The 19,016-nt window shown below is 65.0% G+C and carries 14 protein-coding genes; 12 read left to right on the top strand and 2 right to left on the bottom strand.

The genetic code is table 11. The features are described 5' to 3' along the window. Window positions 1-10: 10 nt before the first annotated feature. From hemL to lnt, 8 genes are all read left to right on the top strand, one after another. Window positions 11-1,294 carry a glutamate-1-semialdehyde 2,1-aminomutase gene (hemL, locus tag EA795_RS03110; RefSeq protein WP_058074257.1) on the top strand — a complete coding sequence of 428 codons (1,284 nt, stop codon included), beginning with the start codon at window positions 11-13 and terminating at the stop codon, window positions 1,292-1,294. Window positions 1,295-1,299: 5 nt separating this feature from the next. Next, a complete protein-coding gene (locus EA795_RS03115) occupies window positions 1,300-1,914 on the top strand; it encodes a hypothetical protein (RefSeq protein ID WP_122075523.1) in 615 nt (204 codons plus the stop codon). Between the two features lie 121 nt (window positions 1,915-2,035). Further along, entirely contained in the window at window positions 2,036-2,566 is a 531-nt protein-coding gene (locus EA795_RS03120; protein WP_014851314.1) for a tetratricopeptide repeat protein, read from the top strand. 230 nt (window positions 2,567-2,796) lie between these two features. Then, the gene (gene miaB / locus EA795_RS03125; protein ID WP_122075526.1) at window positions 2,797-4,110 is read left to right on the top strand and encodes a tRNA (N6-isopentenyl adenosine(37)-C2)-methylthiotransferase MiaB; all 1,314 of its coding nucleotides are present in this window, start codon (window positions 2,797-2,799) and stop codon (window positions 4,108-4,110) included. A 171-nt stretch (window positions 4,111-4,281) separates the two neighbouring features. Further along, window positions 4,282-5,283 (top strand): PhoH family protein, encoded by a 1,002-nt coding sequence (locus EA795_RS03130; protein WP_122075528.1) that lies wholly within the window; start codon window positions 4,282-4,284, stop codon window positions 5,281-5,283. Then, window positions 5,276-5,728 (top strand): rRNA maturation RNase YbeY, encoded by a 453-nt coding sequence (gene ybeY / locus EA795_RS03135; protein ID WP_122075696.1) that lies wholly within the window; start codon window positions 5,276-5,278, stop codon window positions 5,726-5,728. Before EA795_RS03130 ends, ybeY begins: the two co-directional genes overlap by 8 nt. A gap of 36 nt (window positions 5,729-5,764) precedes the next feature. Continuing rightward, window positions 5,765-6,613 (top strand): CorC family transporter, encoded by an 849-nt coding sequence (locus EA795_RS03140; protein ID WP_122075531.1) that lies wholly within the window; start codon window positions 5,765-5,767, stop codon window positions 6,611-6,613. 39 nt (window positions 6,614-6,652) lie between these two features. Next, window positions 6,653-8,176, top strand: a complete 1,524-nt coding sequence (lnt, locus tag EA795_RS03145; RefSeq protein ID WP_122075533.1) for an apolipoprotein N-acyltransferase — start codon at window positions 6,653-6,655, stop codon at window positions 8,174-8,176. A gap of 187 nt (window positions 8,177-8,363) precedes the next feature. Here the strand turns inward: lnt and EA795_RS03150 are convergent, their stop codons facing one another. Beyond that, the gene (locus EA795_RS03150; protein WP_014851308.1) at window positions 8,364-9,203 is read right to left on the bottom strand and encodes a 23S rRNA (adenine(2030)-N(6))-methyltransferase RlmJ; all 840 of its coding nucleotides are present in this window, start codon (window positions 9,201-9,203) and stop codon (window positions 8,364-8,366) included. 186 nt (window positions 9,204-9,389) lie between these two features. Between EA795_RS03150 and EA795_RS03155 the strand changes: the two genes are divergently transcribed. After that, entirely contained in the window at window positions 9,390-10,433 is a 1,044-nt protein-coding gene (locus tag EA795_RS03155) for an NAD(P)H-dependent flavin oxidoreductase (RefSeq protein ID WP_014851307.1), read from the top strand. On the opposite strand, the gene fni is transcribed toward EA795_RS03155, so the two are convergent. Continuing rightward, entirely contained in the window at window positions 10,430-11,467 is a 1,038-nt protein-coding gene (gene fni / locus EA795_RS03160) for a type 2 isopentenyl-diphosphate Delta-isomerase (RefSeq protein WP_014851306.1), read from the bottom strand. The two genes, EA795_RS03155 and fni, sit on opposite strands and share 4 nt — an antisense overlap. Window positions 11,468-11,902: 435 nt before the next feature. Between fni and EA795_RS03165 the strand changes: the two genes are divergently transcribed. The 3 genes from EA795_RS03165 to mscK all read left to right on the top strand — a co-directional run bounded on the left by EA795_RS03165 (window position 11,903) and on the right by mscK (window position 19,002). Further along, window positions 11,903-13,705, top strand: a complete 1,803-nt coding sequence (locus tag EA795_RS03165; RefSeq protein WP_122075535.1) for an acyl-CoA dehydrogenase — start codon at window positions 11,903-11,905, stop codon at window positions 13,703-13,705. A 135-nt stretch (window positions 13,706-13,840) separates the two neighbouring features. After that, window positions 13,841-15,586, top strand: a complete 1,746-nt coding sequence (locus EA795_RS03170; protein ID WP_065985694.1) for a potassium/proton antiporter — start codon at window positions 13,841-13,843, stop codon at window positions 15,584-15,586. Between the two features lie 140 nt (window positions 15,587-15,726). Then, entirely contained in the window at window positions 15,727-19,002 is a 3,276-nt protein-coding gene (mscK, locus tag EA795_RS03175) for a mechanosensitive channel MscK (protein WP_122075537.1), read from the top strand. Window positions 19,003-19,016 lie beyond the last annotated feature (14 nt).

Raw genomic sequence — 19,016 nt, forward strand, 5'->3', positions numbered from 1 at the left:
GAGGTTCAGCATGTCCCGTTCCGAAATACTGTTCGCCAGCGCCCAGACCCATATCCCCGGCGGCGTCAACTCACCGGTGCGCGCCTTCCGCAGCGTCGGCGGCACACCGCTGTTCCTCAAGCACGCCGAGGGCGCCTACGTCATCGACGAGGATGACAAGCGCTATGTCGACTACGTCGGCTCCTGGGGCCCGATGATCCTCGGCCACAGCCACCCGGACGTGCTCGACGCGGTGCGCCGCCAGCTCGACCACGGTCTGTCCTACGGTGCGCCGACGGCCATGGAAACCCAGATGGCCGAGCTGGTCTGCAGCCTGGTGCCGTCGATGGAGATGGTGCGCATGGTCAGTTCCGGCACCGAAGCGACCATGAGCGCGATCCGCCTGGCCCGCGGCTACACCGGTCGCGACGCCATCATCAAGTTCGAAGGTTGCTACCACGGCCACTCCGACAGCCTGCTGGTCAAGGCCGGTTCCGGCGCCCTGACCCAGGGCGTGCCCAGCTCGGCCGGCGTACCGGCGGATTTCGCCAAGCACACCCTGACCCTGGCCTACAACGACCTGGCCGAAGTCGAGGCCACACTGGCCGAGAAAGGTGAACAGGTCGCCTGCATCATCGTCGAACCGGTGGCCGGCAACATGAACTGCGTGCCGCCGGCGCCGGGCTTCCTCGAAGGCCTGCGCAGCCTGTGCGACAAGCACGGCGTGGTGCTGATCTTCGACGAGGTGATGACCGGGTTCCGTGTCGCCCTCGGCGGTGCCCAGGCGCATTTCGGCGTCACGCCGGATATGTCCACCTTCGGCAAGATCATTGGCGGCGGCATGCCGGTCGGCTGCTTCGGCGGCAAGCGTGCCATCATGGAATGCGTCGCGCCGCTCGGCCCGGTCTACCAGGCCGGCACCCTGTCGGGGAACCCGCTGGCGATGGCCGCAGGCCTGACCACGCTGAATCTTATCAACCGCCCCGGCTTCCATGCCGAGCTCACCGACTACACCACGCGCATGCTGGCCGGCCTGAAGGAACGCGCCGAGGCAGCTGGCATTCCGTTCGTCACCACCCAGGTCGGCGGCATGTTCGGCCTGTATTTCAGCGGGGCCGACGACATCGTCACCTTCGCCGACGTGATGGCCAGCGACGCCGAGCGCTTCAAGCGCTTCTTCCATCTGATGCTGGACGGTGGCGTGTACCTGGCGCCGAGCGCGTTCGAGGCGGGTTTCACCTCCATCGCCCATGGCGAAACCGAGCTGAAGATCACCCTGGACGCCGCCGAGCGCGCCTTTGCCCAGCTGGCATAAATCCGGTGCCTGAGCTGTTGCAAGCCACGCTGCTGACGCTTGCCGCGTCAGCTGGTGTGATCCGTCTCGGCATCGCGCGCCGCGGTTACGGCGAGCCCTACCAGCCCGCGTTGTTCTGCGTCCAGCTGGCGTTCGCTCTCGCCGCCGGCACCGGCGCTTGCGCCGTGGCGCAGCTGGCGTTCGGCTTCGACACGCTGGAGGCACGCCGCTGGCTGTTGCAGGCGACCCTGCTGCTCGGCTTTCCGTTGATCGGTACCGTCGCGCTGACGCTGGCAAGCCGCTGGACCTGGAGTAGGCCCGGTTGGGGACGAATGGTGCTCGGCCTATGCGCGTTCTTCGAACTGGCCCGCCAGCTCGGCTGGAGCGAGCCCTATGCGCTGGGCCTTGGTCTCGGCAGCGCCTCGCTGGTGCTTTATGCCGGCCTGGTGCAAAGGCCGGCACGACTGCCGACAGGCGCCGGCATGCTGGGTTGCGTGTTGATGCTGGCGGCGCTGCCATGGCCGACACTGCCGCTTGCGGATTACCAGCTGCTTTGCCTCGGTCTGGCTTGCCTGCCGCTGGCCTGGCTGCTGCCGAATCTGCGAAACAATTCGAACGAACGAGTCGAAACGTCCGCATAAAAGGCACTCCGCGCCGTGAAAGGCTTTGTAAGCCGGCGAGAGCTTATCCATAATGTGACGGCCGGCTCGTTTCTGACCGGCCAGTTCTGTCAACGCCCTGCTCTTCGAGGCGCCTCGAGCCATGATTCGCACCGGTCGCAGCCTTACGTTGGGTTGCCTGTTGCTTCTATCGCCCCTGCTGTCGGCTGCGGGCGGCAATTCCCTGCTGATTCCGGCAACGGCCCGCTGCACCCTCAATACCCTTCCCGAGGAGCTTCCCGACGCGCTGCGCGCCTGCCAGCAGGCGGCCAGCCAGGGCGACCTGCAGGCCGCCTACGAGTTGGGCGAGTTCCATTACGACGGCCGCCGCGCGCCGCGCGACCTGAACAAGGCGCTGCACTGGTTCGAGCAGGCGTCGCTGAAAGGCCATGCGCTGGCGCAGCACCGCCTCGGCACCATGTTCTTTCGTGGTGAAGGCGTGCCGGCCAGCAACGTGCAGGCCTACATCCTGCTGAAGATGTCGGCGGTAAACGGTGCCGAAGAGGCGCTGGACACCGCGGACCGGGTCTCGGCACAGATGCGCCGTGACGAGCTGGAAATCGCCGTCCAGGTGCTGGGACAGATCTTCCGCAATTACCTGATGGACCTGCAGACCGTCGAAAATCCGCGCTGAGGGCCGCTTGCTCGCGTCGACGTCCAGCGGGATCGCCAGCAAGCTGGCTCCTACAGCCATGCCTCATATCGCGCCGTTTCTGTAGGCGCGAGCTTGCTCGCGATCAGCGCTCATAGAAGGGCCAGCAAGACTGACGGCCCCTGCAACAGCTTTCCATGCTTATCAGCTTTTCTCACCCCTACTCCCGGCCTATAATCGCCGGTCATTTTTTGCACAAGCCGGCCCGTACCATGACCCGTAAGCTTTTCATCGAAACCCATGGCTGCCAGATGAACGAGTACGACAGCTCGCGCATGGTGGATCTGCTGGGCGAAGGCCAGGCCATGGAGGTAACCCAGAACGCGGCCGAAGCCGACGTGATCCTCCTCAACACCTGTTCGATTCGGGAGAAGGCCCAGGAAAAGGTCTTCTCGCAACTGGGTCGCTGGCGTGAGCTGAAGCTGGAAAACCCGCAACTGGTGATAGGTGTCGGCGGCTGCGTGGCCAGCCAGGAAGGCGCCGCCATCCGTGATCGCGCGCCCTATGTCGACGTAGTGTTCGGCCCGCAAACCCTGCATCGCCTGCCGGAAATGATCGATGCGGTGCGCACCACCAAAACGCCCCAGGTGGACATCTCCTTCCCCGAGATCGAGAAGTTCGATCGCCTGCCCGAACCACGGGTGGACGGCCCCACCGCCTTCGTCTCGGTGATGGAAGGGTGCAGCAAGTACTGCACCTTCTGCGTGGTGCCCTATACCCGCGGCGAGGAAGTCAGCCGGCCGATGCCCGATGTGTTGGCGGAAATCCTCCACCTGACCGAGAACGGCGTGAAAGAGGTCACCCTGCTCGGACAGAACGTCAACGGCTACCGCCACGATGGCCACGACTTCGCCGACCTGCTCCACGCCGTGGCGGCGATCGAGGGGATCGAGCGCATCCGCTACACCACCAGCCATCCGCTGGAGTTCTCCGACGCCATCATCCAGGCCCACGCCGACCTGCCGCAGCTGGTGAAGTACCTGCACCTGCCTGTGCAGTCCGGCTCCGACCGAGTGCTGGCCGCGATGAAGCGCAACCACACGGCGCTTGAATACAAGTCGCGCATCCGCAAGCTCAAGGCGGCAGTGCCGGAGATCCTGATCAGCTCGGACTTCATCGTTGGTTTCCCCGGCGAAACCGACAAGGATTTCGAACAGACCATGAAGCTGATCGAAGACGTGGGCTTCGACTTCTCCTACTCGTTCGTCTACAGCGCCCGCCCCGGCACGCCGGCTGCGGAGCTGGCTGACGAAACGCCGGAAGAAGTGAAGAAGCAGCGGCTGGCGATCCTCCAGCAGCGCATCAACCAGATGGGCTTCGAGAACAGCCGACGGATGGTGGGCACTACCCAGCGCATTCTCGTCACGGACTATTCCAAAAAAGACCCGGGTATGCTGCAGGGCCGCACCGAGCACAACCGCATCGTCAATTTCCGCTGCGACAACCCACGCCTGATCGGCCAGTTCGTCGAGGTCCAGATCGACGACGCACTGCCGCACTCGCTGCGTGGCACGCTGGTCGCCTGAGCGCGACGGCCAGAGCACCTGCGGCTTGCGCCTCTCGAAACGACGCAAGCCGCGGATCCGGCCCTAAGCCTGATTCACGCCCATCGCTTTTATCGTTTCCCGCTGTTTTTTTCCATTTACAGCGCTATTCTTCGTTTTCCTTATCTGCCGAGCACGGTCACCAAAAAGCCCTTGAACGCCCCCATAGAACCTCATCGCTTCACCCTTGAACCCTTTGATGCCGACCGCTTCGCCAATCTCTGCGGCCAACTCGACGAGCACCTGCGCCTGATCGAACAGCGGCTGGCGCTGGAAATCCGCAACCGTGGCAACCAGTTCGAGCTGGTCGGCCCCGCCGATGTCGCCAAATCCGCTGAAACCTTGCTGCGCCGCCTGTACCGCGAAACCAAGAGCACCGAGCTGTCGCCGGACATGGTTCACCTGTTCCTGCAGGAATCGGGCATGGAGCAACTGGGCGAAACCTCCGCGATCCCGAACATCACGCTGCGTACCCGCAAGGGCAACATCCGACCCCGAGGCGCGAATCAGCAGCGTTACGTCCAGTCGATCCTGGATAACGACATCAACTTCGGCATCGGCCCGGCCGGTACCGGCAAGACCTATCTGGCCGTGGCCGCTGCAGTGGATGCACTGGAGCGCGAGCAGGTGCGCCGCATCCTGCTGGTGCGACCAGCGGTCGAGGCCGGCGAGAAACTGGGTTTCCTCCCCGGCGACCTGGCGCAGAAGATCGACCCCTACCTGCGCCCGCTGTACGACGCGCTCTATGAGATGCTCGGCTTCGAGCACGTTGCGCGGCTGATCGAGAAGCAGGTGATCGAAATCGCGCCGCTGGCCTACATGCGCGGGCGTACGCTGAACAACAGCTTCATCATCCTCGATGAAAGCCAGAACACCACCCTGGAACAGATGAAGATGTTCCTCACCCGGATCGGCTTCGGCTCGACCGCGGTGATCACCGGCGACATCACCCAGGTGGACCTGCCACGGGGCACCAAATCGGGGCTCGCCCACGTGATCGAGGTGCTCAAGGACGTCAACGGCATCAGCTTCACTCACTTCCAGCCCAAGGATGTGGTGCGCCATCCGCTGGTACAGCGCATCGTCGAAGCCTACGAGGCGTTCGAGCAGAAGCAGGCGCCATCCGCTCGAACGCAGGATGGCAGAAGTGCTTGAGCTCGATCTGCAGCGCGTCAGCCAGGGCGAAGCGCCCAGCGACGAGGACTTTCGCCAGTGGTGCGAGCTGGCGCTGCGCCAGCGCACAGCCGATTCCGAGCTGACCATCCGCCTGGTGGACGAAGCCGAAGGCCGCGAACTGAACCGCACCTGGCGGCAGAAGGACTACGCCACCAACGTGCTGTCGTTCCCGGCGGACGTTCCCGACGAGTTGCTGGACATTCCCCTGTTGGGAGATCTGGTAATTTGCGTTCCGGTCGTCGCCCGCGAGGCCGCCGAACAGGGCAAGCCGCTGATGGCCCACTGGGCGCATCTGGTCATTCACGGCTGCCTGCACCTGCTGGGCTACGACCATACTGAAGATGCCGAGGCCGAGGAGATGGAAGATCTCGAACGCCAGCTGCTGGCGGAGTTGGGCCATCCCGACCCCTACGCCGAACATTAGCCCCAAGGGCAACCAAAGGACCTTTGAGTCAAAGACATGAGTGAAGATCGATCAATCAACGGGCAGAAGTCCTGGCTTGGGAAGATCACCCAGGCTTTTGCCCACGAACCCAAGACCCGCGACGAACTGCTCGAGGTGCTGCGCGGGGCCCATCAGAACAAGCTGCTCGACAACGAAGCGCTGGCCATCGTCGAAGGCGCCATCCAGGTTGCCGACCTTCAGGTTCGCGACATCATGGTGCCGCGCTCGCAAGTGATGAGCATCAGGGCCGACCAGTCGCCCAAGGAATTCCTGCCCGCCATCATCTCTGCCGCGCATTCTCGCTACCCGGTCGTGGGCGAAAGCCTTGATGAGGTGATCGGCGTGCTGCTGGCCAAGGACCTGCTGCCGCTGATCCTGCAGGACGACCAGCACAGCTTCGACATCAAGGACCTGCTGCGTCCCGCCACCTTCGTGCCGGAGTCCAAGCGCCTCAACGTGCTGCTGCGCGAGTTCCGCGCCAACCACAGCCACATGGCCATCGTCATCGACGAATACGGCGGCGTGGCGGGCCTGGTGACCATCGAGGATGTGCTCGAGCAGATCGTCGGCGACATCGAGGACGAACACGACATCGAGGAAGACAGCTACATTCGGCCGCTGCCCAGCGGCGACTTCCTGGTCAAGGCGCTGACGCCCATCGACAGCTTCAACGAGTTCTTCCACAGCGCCTTCCCCGACGATGAATTCGACACCGTCGCGGGCCTGGTGATGAGCACCTTCGGCCACTTGCCCAAGCGCAACGAAATCACCGAGATCGACGGCTTCCGCTTCCGCGTGCTCAACGCCGACAGCCGCCGTGTACACATGCTGCGACTCACCCGGATCAGAGGTGAGAATCGGTAGAGCCGGAATTCGCGCTGACCGTCTTTTCAAGGAGCGCCGATGCGCTGGATGAATCGTCCCGGCTGGCCGGGCAATCTGCTTGCCATGGCTGGCGGCGCACTGACCACTTTGTCGCTGGCGCCTTTCGATATCTGGCCGCTGGCGTTGCTCTCCATCGCTCTGCTCTATTCGGGGTTGCGCACGCTGGGGCCGAAACACGCCGCGCAGCGCGGCTGGTGCTACGGCTTCGGCCTGTTCAGCTCCGGCGTCAGCTGGGTCTACGTCAGCATCCATGACTTCGGTGCGGCCTCGCCGCCACTGGCGGGCGCCCTCACCCTGGGTTTCGTCGCGGGACTGGCGCTGTTCTTCGCCCTGCTCGGCTGGCTCTGGAGCCGCTGGCTGCGGCGCGAACAGACGCCCCTGGCCAACGCGTTGGCATTCGCCGCGCTCTGGCTGGCGCTGGATGCGCTGCGCGGCTGGGTGCTGACCGGTTTTCCCTGGCTGTATGCGGGCTACAGCCAGCTGGAAGGCCCGCTGGCGGGTCTGGCGCCGGTGGGCGGCATCTGGCTGCTGACCTTCGCCGTCGCGCTGAGCGCGACGCTGCTGGTCGAGTTGCCACGGCTGTATGCCAGCAAACTCGCGTTCGGCGGCGCCCTGGTGTTGCTGGCCGCGCCCTGGGCGGCAGGCCTGGCACTCGACGGCCACGCCTGGACAGAAACCAAGGGCAAGCCCCTGAGCGTTGCCGCGGTGCAGGGCAACGTCGCCCAGAGCCTGAAGTGGGACCCCAAGCAGCTCGAAATGCAGCTGCTGCTCTATCGGGACATGAGCTTCGCCAGCCGTCCGGCTGACCTGATCGTCTGGCCCGAGACTGCCGTGCCCATCCTCAAGGAACACGCCGCCGGCTACCTGACGATGATGGACGGCTTCGCCCGGGACCGCGATTCGGCGCTGATAACCGGTGTGCCGGTACGCCAGCGCAACGCCGAAGGCGAGCTGCGCTATTACAACGGCCTGACCACCACGGGCGACGCGCAAGGCACCTATCTGAAGCAGAAGCTGGTGCCCTTCGGCGAGTACGTGCCGCTGCAGGACCTGCTGCGGGGCCTGATCGCCTTCTTCGATCTGCCCATGTCCGATTTCGCCCGCGGCGAACCCGGCCAGCCGCCGCTGACGGCCAAGGGCCATCGGATCGCGCCGTTCATCTGCTACGAAGTCGTCTACCCCGAATTCGCTGCCGACCTGGCGGCCGAGAGCGACGTCCTGCTGACCGTCAGCAACGACGCCTGGTTCGGTCGCTCCATCGGCCCGCTGCAACACCTGCAGATGGCGCAGATGCGCGCGCTGGAAGCCGGACGCTGGATGATCCGCGCGACCAACAACGGCGTCACGGTGCTGATCGACCCCTTCGGTCGCATCACCGAACAGGTGCCGGCGTTCGAGCAGGCGGTGCTCTACGGTGAAGTCATTCCGATGCAGGGCCTGACGCCCTATCTGCAATGGCGCTCCTGGCCGCTGATCCTGGTCTGTGTGCTGCTGTTGGGTTGGGCAATTGTATCGAGGCCCGCAAAAGGTCTAGCCAGGTAGGGCCGAACTTGTTCGGCCTTTTTGCAACAGGCGGTGGCGCCCGGCCGAATGAATTCGGCCCTACCGACACGTCCACAATCGGTGGCCGATCCAAGGGACCAATCGCCGAGATCACCGCTCATACCGTTCGGCGCACCGAAAGGGATCGCACCGTACCCTGCTCAAATACCTCCGCCAGAGCCCCCGCTCAGCTTTCCTCGATCAACCAGTCCAGCCGCCAACCACCCTGGCTCTGGCCCAGCTGCTCGGCCAGCCACGGCAGCAGTTCGCGCAGTTCTTCTTCCAGCCCCCAGGGCGGGTTGCTGATGGCCAGCCCCGAGCCATTGAGACGCGAGGCGTCGTCGGCGGGGTGGACCAGCAGCTCGGCACGCAACAGTTTCGGCGCGCCGCTGCGCGACAGGTCCTGGTAGAAGCGTTTGAGCTGGCGCTCGTCCTTGATCGGGTACCAGATCACGCCGATGGTCTGGCGCATTCTGCCCAGCGCCTCCCCGAGCGCCGCCACGCAACGCCCGAGTTCGTCGGCCTGCTCGAAGGGTGGGTCGATCAGCAGCACCACGCGCTTTTCCTGGGTCGGCATCAATGCCCGCGGTACATGCCAGCCTTCGCCCAGGTGCACCGCGACACGACGATCACCGGCCATGTTGTCCTTGAGCAGGCGGCCATCTTCGGGATGCTTTTCATTGAGTTGCAGGCGGTCCTGCGGACGGGTCAGTTGCCGCGCCAGCTCCGGCGAGCCCGGGTAGTAGCGCAGCTGGCCATCGGGATTCAGCGCGCGAACCGCCCCGAGGTAGTCATCGAGCAGCGCCGGGTGCCGTTCGGCGCGCCAGATGCGCTCGATACCCTGCAGCCACTCGCCGGTGCGGCTGGCCTGATCGCCGGCCAGGTCGTAGAGGCCCACGCCCGCGTGACTGTCGAGATAGGCCAGCGGCGCCTCCTTGCGCGACAACAAGGCGAATAGTCGTGCCAATACCAGGTGCTTGAGGACATCGGCATGGTTGCCGGCATGGAAGGCGTGGCGATAGTTCATTGACGGCTCCTAGGGTCTGTTGCCATTTCGTCCGCGGCTGGAGACGAAACGGCAACAGACCCTGGGCGAGCCGCGCAGTTTACCGTGCGCGCCCGCGCGGCGCAGAACCTTCACGACCAATGCCGTTTCCTGCAAGCGCTCCGAGGTCTACAGTGAGGCTTCCCCAATGACTGAACGGAGCTGACCATGGACCTGCGCGATCTTCTTGGCACCGAGCTTCCCATCATCCAGGCGCCCATGGCGGGCGCCCAGAATCACTTGCTGGCCGCCGCGGTCTGCGAAGCCGGCGGCCTGGGCTCGATTCCGGCGGGCATGCTCGATGCTCCGGCGCTGGAGGCCGAACTGAGCGCCATCGAGGGGCTGACCGAGCGCCCCTACAACGTGAATTTCTTCTGCCACCAGACGCCCACGGCCGACCCCGCGCACATCGCGGCCTGGCATCAGATGCTGGCGCCCTTGTTCGCCGAATTCGGCATCGACCCGGGCACCATCCCCAGCGGCCCGACCCGCCAGCCGTTCGATGCGGCGATGGCCACGGTGCTGGAGCGGCACCGCCCGGCACTGGTCAGCTTCCATTTCGGCCTGCCGACCCCCGAACTGCTGCAGCGCGTCCGTGCCACCGGGGCGAAGATCGCCTCTAGCGCCACCACGCTGGAGGAAGGTCTCTGGCTGCAGGAGCATGGTGTCGACGCCGTGATCGCCCAGGGCCTGGAGGCCGGCGGCCACCGCGGCATCTTCCTCGGTGAGGAACTGACTACCCAGCTCGGCACCTTCGCCCTGCTGCCGCAGCTGGTCGCCGCGCTGGACGTACCGGTGATCGCCGCCGGCGGCATCGCCGATGCCCAGGGCGTGGCGGCGGCGCAGGTGCTGGGCGCTGCGGGCGTGCAACTCGGCACCGCCTACCTGCTGTGCCCGGAAAGCCGCACCAATGCCCTGCACCGCGCCGCCCTGAAAAGCCCGCGGGCCCGACATACCGCACTGACCACGCTGTTCACCGGGCGCCCGGCACGCGGCATCGTCAATCGGATCATGCGCGAACTCGGTCCGCTGCCCGCGGACGTGCCGGACTTTCCGCTGGCCGGCAACGCCATCGGCGCACTACGGGCCAAGACGGAAGCCCTCGACCTGGATCACTGCACGCCGCTGTGGGCCGGACAGAACGTCAGTGGCTGCCGCGAAACGCCGGCGGCCGAACTGACCCGCGAGCTGGCCAGCGGCTGGCGCGATTAGCGCGAACCGAGCAACGGGGCCTGTGCCAGCTCGGCCAGATTCGCCGAGCCGGTGCAGAAACAGACGATGCGCAGTTGCTCGATCAGCGTCTGGAAGTGCGCCGCCACGGCCTCGCCGGAGATCAGCGCGCTTTCCAGCACCGCCGCCGCCTGACCCACCAGATCGGCTCCGAGGCGAATCGCCTTGGCGGCGTCGATGCCATCGCGGATGCCGCCGGAGCCGATCAGGATGGCATCGGGGCAGGCACGACGCACCTCGGCGATGGCCTGCGCGGTAGGAATGCCCCAGCCGGCGAACGCCTCGGCCACCGCACGCTGCTGCGGACTGGCGCTACGCGCCGCTTCGACCGCTGCCCAACTGGTGCCACCGGCTCCGGCCACGTCGAGCGCCGCGACGCCGGCGTCCAGCAGTTGCCGCGCCACCCGCGCCGACAGGCCCGAGCCAACCTCCTTGACCACCAGTGGCGCTTCCAGCGTCACGGCCAGGCGCTCGATGGCCACCAGCACGCCGCGCCAATCGCGATCACCCTCGGGCTGCACGGCTTCCTGCAAAGGGTTGAGATGGATGATCAGCGCATCGCCTTCGATCATCTCGATCGCCCGCCGTGCCTGGTCCAGGCCATACCCCTGCACCAGTTGCGCCGCACCGATGTTGCCGAGCAACGGCACGCTGGGCGCCAGCCGGCGCAGCTCACGCGAAAGCCCCGCATCATCGCCGCCGGCTTCCAGCGCGACACGCTGCGAACCCACCGCCAGGGCGATGCCGAGCGCCTCGGCCGCCTCGGCAAGGTGCCGATTGATCGCTTCGGCCCGCTGCGCCCCGCCGGTCATGGAGCTGATCAGCAGGGGTGCCGCCAGCGGCTTGCCGAACAGGCTGCCGGACAAATCCACCTGCGCCAGATCCAGCTCGGGCAGCGCGCAATGTTCGAAGCGCACGGCCTCGAAGCCATTGCTCACCGCCGGCCGAGTGCGCAGCGTGGCCAGGACCTGGTCCAGGTGCTCGTTCTTGCGCGTCGTCAGTTCGGTTTCGTGCATGACTCCTCCTCGATGAATTGGAGGGCGCGAAGGATGCCAGAAGTTCCGCCCTGGCAGGCCAATGAAAGCGCTAGGGTCTGTTGCCATTTCGTCCGCGGCCGCGCCGGAGCCTGTTTTTACGCGAGGCAAGGCATGAGGAGAAAAGTTTGGTCATTCCAAATGAACGACGAATAACGCCGCATCGCGTAAAAACAGGCCCGGCCCGAAGGGGTTGCGCGGGAAATGACGTCAGCTGTCGTTGTAGGACTTGGCAAGGGAATAACCATTGCCTGCGTCCTACGCCTAACCTGGCGTCATTTCTCGCAGCAACGTGGCTCGCGACGAAACGGCAACAGACCCTAGGAGGTTTGGTGGGCGTATCACTCGAATGTATGGTGCTGGTCATTCTCGCGCGGCGCTCCGTAGACTCGAACGATAAAAACGGAGGCTCCATTCATGTCCGAAACGCTGCTTTGCCCACGCAATCTCGCCTTCGAACTCTACGAAGTGCTCGACGCCGAGGCGCTGACCCGCCGCGCGCGCTTCGCCGATCACAGCCGCGAAACCTTCGATGCGGCCCTGGGTACCGCCCGCCAGATCGCGCAGAAGTACTTCGCCCCGCACAACCGCACGTCCGACGAGCATGAACCGCTCTACCAGAACGGCGAGGCGGTGCTGATTCCCGAGGTCAAACCGGCGGTGGATGCCTTCATCGAGGCCGGCTTCCACAACGCCCAGCGCAGCTTCGAGGATGGCGGCATGCAGCTGCCGAACCTGTTGTCGCGGGCCTGCTTCGCGCATTTCCAGTCAGCCAACATCGCCACCAGTTCCTACCCGATGCTGACCATGGGCGCGGCGCACCTGATCGAGACCTTCGGCAGCGACGACCAGAAGCAGCGCTTCCTGCAGCCGATGATCGAGGGGCGCTACTTCGGCACCATGGCGCTCACCGAACCCCATGCCGGTTCCTCGCTGTCGGATATCCGCACCCGCGCCGAGCCGGCCGGCGACGGCAGCTATCGGCTGAAAGGCAACAAGATCTTCATTTCCGGCGGCGACCATCCGCTCTCGGAGAACATCGTGCACATGGTGCTGGCCAAGCTGCCGGACGCGCCGCCCGGGGTGAAGGGCATCAGTCTGTTCATCGTGCCGAAATTCCTGATCAACGATGACGGCAGTCTCGGCCCGCGCAACGACGTGCTGCTGGCCGGGCTGTTCCACAAGATGGGCTGGCGCGGCACCACCAGTACGGCGCTGAACTTCGGCGATAACGGCAACTGCGTGGGTTATCTCGTGGGCGAGCCGCACAAGGGCCTGGCCTACATGTTCCAGATGATGAACGAGGCGCGCATCGGCGTCGGCATGGGCGCAATCATGCTCGGCTATGCCGGTTACCTCTACTCGCTGAACTATGCCCGCGAACGTCCCCAGGGACGCCTGCCCGATGGCAAGGACCCGGCCTCGGCGCAGGTGCCGATCATCGAGCACACCGACGTCAAGCGCATGCTGCTGATGCAGAAGGCTTATGTCGAAGGTGCCTTCGATCTCGGCCTCTATTCGGCGCGGCTGGTGGACGACCAGCACACCGCCACAAACGAGGAGGAACGCCGTAATGCCGGCGAACTGCTGGACCTGCTCACGCCCATCGTGAAGTCCTGGCCCTCGGAGTTCTGCCTCAAGGCCAACGAACTGGCGATCCAGATTCTCGGCGGCCACGGCTACACCCGCGAATACCCGGTGGAGCAGTTCTACCGCGACAACCGCCTCAACCCGATCCACGAAGGCACCCACGGCATCCAGTCGCTGGACCTGCTGGGCCGCAAGCTGATGCAGAACAATGGCGCCGGCTTGCAGCAGCTGCTCGGGCTGATCCAGGATTGCTGCCAGCGGGCGGCCGCCCACGAAGCCCTGGCCCCGCTGCGTCAGCCCCTGGAGCAGCATGTTGCGCAGCTGACCCGCGTGACGCAGGCGCTGCTCGGCGACCTGATGGCCGGCAAGATCAACCAGGCCCTGGCCAACTCGGCGCTCTACCTGAAGGTATTCGGTCATGCCGTGATCGGCTGGCGCTGGCTGGAGCAGGCGTTGCGCGCCGAACACGGGCTGACCGACGGCAACCCCGCCGACGCCGACTTCTATCGCGGCAAGCTGCAGGCGGCACGCTACTTCCTGACCTGGGAAGTACTGGGCTGCCAGCCCGAATTGACCCTGCTGGAAGCGCGCGACGATACCTGCCTGAACATGCAGGAAGGCTGGTTCTGAACGGGTGATAACCCCTCTGCGCCGACGCCCCGAACCTCGGGGCGTTTTTTTGACAGACCGTCAAGCCCTCAGGTTAGAATCACTGGCATGTCACATGCATGCCGCATGATCTGACTTACTGGATAGGAGCTGGGTTTGGACGTTGGCAACATCAATCACCTGTTTTTCATCGGTGGCGTGTTAGTTGCCGCAAGCATCCTCATGAGCTCCATCTCGGCCCGTCTCGGCGTGCCTATCCTGGTGATTTTCCTCGCGGTCGGCATGCTCGCGGGCGTCGACGGCATCGGCGGCATCGTCTTCGAGGATTACAAGCTCGCCTTCGTCATCAGCAACCTGGCACTGGCGGTCATTCTGCTCGACGGCGGCATGCGAACACGCAAGTCCACCTTCCGCGTGGCGCTCTGGCCATCGATGTCACTGGCCACCTTCGGCGTGGCGATCACCGCCGGCCTGACCGGGGTGGCAGCCGCCTGGCTGTTCGACCTGCGCCTGATCGAAGGGCTGCTGATCGGTGCCATCGTCGGTTCCACCGATGCCGCGGTGGTATTCAACATGCTCAACGGAAAGGGGCTGAACGAACGTGTCGGCCCCACGCTGGAGATCGAATCGGGCAGCAACGACCCGATGGCGATGTTCCTCACCGTCACCCTGATCAGCATGATCGCCTCGGGCGAGACGTCCTTCACCTGGATGGTGCTGGTGAGCCTGGTACAACAGTTCGCCATCGGTATCGCGCTGGGCCTTGGCGGCGGCTGGCTGCTGTTGAAGTTGGTCAACCGGCTCGCGGTGGCCGATGGCCTCTATCCGCTCCTGGCAGTAGCCGGCGGCATCATGATCTATGCGCTCTCCGGCGCGGTCGGCGGGAGCAGCATCATCGCCGTCTACGTCTGCGGCCTGATGCTGGGCAACAACCCCATTCGCAACCGCCATGGCATCCTGCACATGTTCGATGGCCTGGCCTGGCTCAGCCAGATCGGCATGTTCCTGGTGCTGGGCCTGCTGCTGACTCCCAGCGAGCTGTTGCCGATCGCCATACCGGCGCTGCTGCTGTCGGCCTGGATGATTTTGTTCGCACGTCCGCTATCGGTGTTCATCGGGCTGCTGCCGTTCAAGAGCTTCAACCTGCGTGAGCGCATGTTCATCTCCTGGATCGGCCTGCGCGGCGCGGTGCCGGTGATCCTCGCGGTGTTTCCGCTGGTAGCCGGCCTGGACAATGCCCAGCTGTTCTTCAACGTGGCGTTCTTCATCGTCCTGGTTTCGCTGCTGCTGCAGGGCACCACCCTGACCTGGGCGGCCAAGAAGGCCAAGGTGGAAGTCCCTCCTTCGCCATCGCCGATTTCTCGTACCGGGCTGCAGATTCACCCCACGAGCCAGTGGGAAATCTTCGTTTACCGTCTGAGCGCCAGCAAATGGTGCGTCGGCGCGGCGTTGCGCGAGCTGAACATGCCGGAAGGTACGCGCATCGCTGCCCTGTTCCGCGGCAAGGCGTTGCTCCATCCATCCGGCAGCACACGTCTGCAGGTCGATGACGTTCTCTGCGTGATCGGCCATGAAGAAGACCTTCCGGCACTTGGCAAGCTCTTCAGCCAGGCACCGCAACGGGGCCGCGACATGCGCTTTTTCGGCGACTTCATCCTGGAGAGCGAAGCCGAACTCAGCGCCCTCGCCGCGCTCTATGGACTCAAGCTGGGCGATGTCGACGGTCATCAGCCGATCGGCCCCTTCATCGCGGCAAAAGTCGGCGGCAGCCCGGTGGTCGGCGACCAGGTCGAATGGGCTGGCCTGACCTGGACCATCGCCGCCATGGAAGGTGGTCAAGTGCTCAAAGTGGGCCTGAAGTTTCCCGATGGCAGCAAACCTGGCGCGGCCTTCGTGCTCTAGTAAACCACCAGTGAACCACCCGGAATTTCAGCCAGGTGTGACTGCCCCGAGGGCGAATCCATACATCCGTCGTGTGGACTCGCCCTGACATCCCCTCAACGCTTAGACTCGGCATTCTGTTCATTGCCTGATGCCGTTTCATGCCTTCTTTGCGTTTCCTCGCTCTGGCCCTCCTGCTGGCCCTCCTTCCCGCACTGCCCAACGCCCATGCCGCGCCGGGGATTGGCGGCCTGATCGGCGGCTCTTCCCAGGCCTCGGCCAAGGAAGAGCCCCAGAGCAACGCACAACCCAACGCCGATGAGCGCAAACAACGGCTGCTCAGCCAGGCCGAGGAAACCCGGCAGCGCCTGACCGATCTCAAGGCCGAGCTCGCCAGCGCACCCAAGGAGATCAGCGAAGCCCAGCGTACGCTCTCCAAACTGGTGAGCGAGGACAACAGCGATCTGTCCGAGCGCCTCTCCAAGCTTTCGGTACCGGTACTGGAGCAACGCCTGGCGGCCCGTGTGGACGAGCTCGCCCTCTGGCAACAGGCGCTCAGCGCGGCCAACAGCATGCTCATCAGCGCGCAGACCCGGCCCGAGCGCGCCCAGGCCGATATCAGCAAGAACCAGTTGCGCATCGATGAGATCAACGGCCTGCTGAAAAGCGGTCGGGAAAACAACAAGCCGCTGACGGACGAACGTCGCGCGCTGCTCGAGGCGGAAAAGGCCGCCCTGAATGCTCAGATCGAACTGCGCCGGCAGGAGCTGGCCGGCAACAGCATGCTGCAGGATCTCGGGCAGAGCCGCCGCGACCTGCTGACCACGCAGATCGCCCGTGCCGAGCAGGAGAGCATCGCCCTGCAGACGGCAATCAACGACAAGCGCCGCGAGGAGTCCGAGCAGACCGTCGCGGAGTTCTCGGCCAAGGCCGAGAAGGCCGGCTCCGACAAGCTGCTGCCGGCCGAAAGCGAGGAGAACCGACGCCTTTCCGGCTACCTGCTGCGCGCGACCGAGCGCCTCAACGACCTGACTCAGCGGAATCTGCAGACGCGCCAGCAACTGGACATCCTCAGCCAGACCGACCAGGCTCTGGAGGAACAGATCGCGGTGCTCGAAGGCAGCCTGCTGCTGTCCAAGGTGCTCTACCAGCAGAAACAGGCGCTCCCCCAGCTGAGCCTGGACCGCAACCTCGCCGACGAAATCGCCGATATCCGGCTCTACCAGTTCGAGCTGAACCAGCGGCGCGGGCTCAGCGGCAATGTCGAGGACCATGTCGACAAGCTGCTGTCCAGCCAGCCGGACGCCACGATCACGCCCGAGCTGCGCAATGCCCTGCTGGAGTTGATGCGCACGCGTAGCGAACTGCTCGACCGGCTCAATCACCAGCTCAACGCGCTGCTCAGCGAATCCATCACACTGCAGCTGAGCCAGAAGCAGCTGCAGAGCAAGGTACGCACGCTCAGCGAAACCCTCGACGAGCAGATGTTCTGGATCCCCAGCAACAAGCCGCTGGACCTGAGCTGGTTCAAGAATGCGCCGCTGCTGCTGGAGCGCCAGCTCAGCGCCATGCCCTGGGCTTCGACGGTACAGGCTCTGGGCGCCGGGCTGCTGGAACGACCGCTGTTCTTCCTGCCGCTGTTCCTGGTGATTCTCGCGCTGCTCTGGTGGCGTCGGGCAATCAACGCCAAGCTCGAGCGGCTCAGCGGCGAGGTGGGGCATTTCCGCCACGACAGTCAGCTGCACACGCCGTTGGCGTTGCTGCTGAACCTGTTGCTGGCGCTGCCCGGCACCCTGTTTCTGGCCCTGTGCGGCTACCTGCTACAGATGGACGGCCGGGGGCAGAACGTCGCGCTGGGCGTGGCCTTCTACCAGATGGCACAGGCCTGGCTGGTGTTCTACACCGCCTACCGCATGCTGTCGCCGAACCGCGTGGCCGAGGTCCACTTCGGCTGGCTCAAGCCGCAGGTGGCATTCCTGCGCAACGAGATCAGACGCCTGGGTCTCGTCGTCCTGGCGCTGGTCGCCGTGGTGGCGGTCGCCGAGCATCAGCCGGCCAGCCTGGTCGACGACGTGCTCGGCATCGCGGTGGTGCTGACCTGCTACGCCATGATGAGCTGGCGCCTGACCCGCCTGCTGCTCAAGGGGCCGGCGAGCCAGAACGCGCCGCCGGTGCGGCGCTTCATCGGCTTGCTGTTCAGCCTGTTGCCGCTGGCGCTGATCGTGGTGGTCGGCCTGGGCTACTACTACACCGCGCTGAAACTCACCGGCCGCCTGATCGACACCCTTTATCTGCTGATGGCCTGGGTCGCCATCGAGGCGACTCTGATCCGTGGTCTGACGGTTGCCGCCAGGCGGCTGGCCTATCAGCGCGCGCAGGCCAAACGCGAGGCGCAGACGGATGACAGCGGCGACGAGGCCCCCGGCGAGCCGGAGCTGGACATCGAACAGGTCAACCAGCAGTCGCTGCGCCTGACGCGCATGGCGATGTTCGGCCTGTTCTTTCTGGTGCTCTACTGGGTCTGGGCCGACCTGATCAGCGTGGTGTCGTACCTGGATAACGTCACCCTGTACGAATTCGTCTCCGGCGATGCCGAATCGGCCATCACGCTCAACAGTTTGCTCGGCGCCCTGCTGACCATCGCCATCACCTTCGCCTTGGCGCGCAACCTGCCGGGCCTGCTCGAAGTCACGGTGCTGTCGCGCCTGCACCTGGCGCCGGGCAGCGCCTACGCCATCGGCACGCTGCTGTCCTACACGCTGGTCGGCACCGGTATCGTCTCGATGCTGTCGACACTCGGCGTGAGCTGGGACAAGCTGCAGTGGCTGGTGGCCGCGCTGTCGGTGGGGCTGGGCTTCGGCCTGCAGGAGATCTTCGCCAACTTCGTCTCCGGCCTGATCATCCTCTTCGAAAAGCCGGTGCGCATCGGCGACGTGGTGACCATTGGCAACCTGTCCGGCACCGTCAGCCGCATCCGCATCCGCGCCACCACCATCACCGACTTCGATCACAAGGAAATCATCGTCCCAAACAAGACCTTCGTCACCGACCAGTTGCTCAATTGGTCGCTGAGCGACACCGTGACCCGGGTGACCATCCGCATCGGCGTGGAATTCGGCTCCGACCTGGAGCAGGTGCGCGCGCTGCTGTTCCAGGCCGCCCGGGAAAACCCGCGGGTGCTCAAGGACCCGGAGCCGCAGGTATTCTTCCTCAACTTCGGCGACAGCCGCCTGGAACACGAACTGCGCCTGCACGTGCGCGACCTGGCCGACCGCAATCCGGTGATCGACGAGATCAACCGGCGCCTCGACTCGGAGTTCCGCGAGCACGGCATCACCATCGCCTTCCGCCAGCTGGATGTGCACCTGAAGAACCGCAACGGCCAGGAGCTGCGCCTGGATCGATCCGAGGCCTGCGCCACCGACGGTCAGGCCTGAGGAACGGTGCGCCA

This window comes from Stutzerimonas nitrititolerans (assembly GCF_003696285.1).
Lineage (GTDB): Bacteria > Pseudomonadota > Gammaproteobacteria > Pseudomonadales > Pseudomonadaceae > Stutzerimonas > Stutzerimonas nitrititolerans.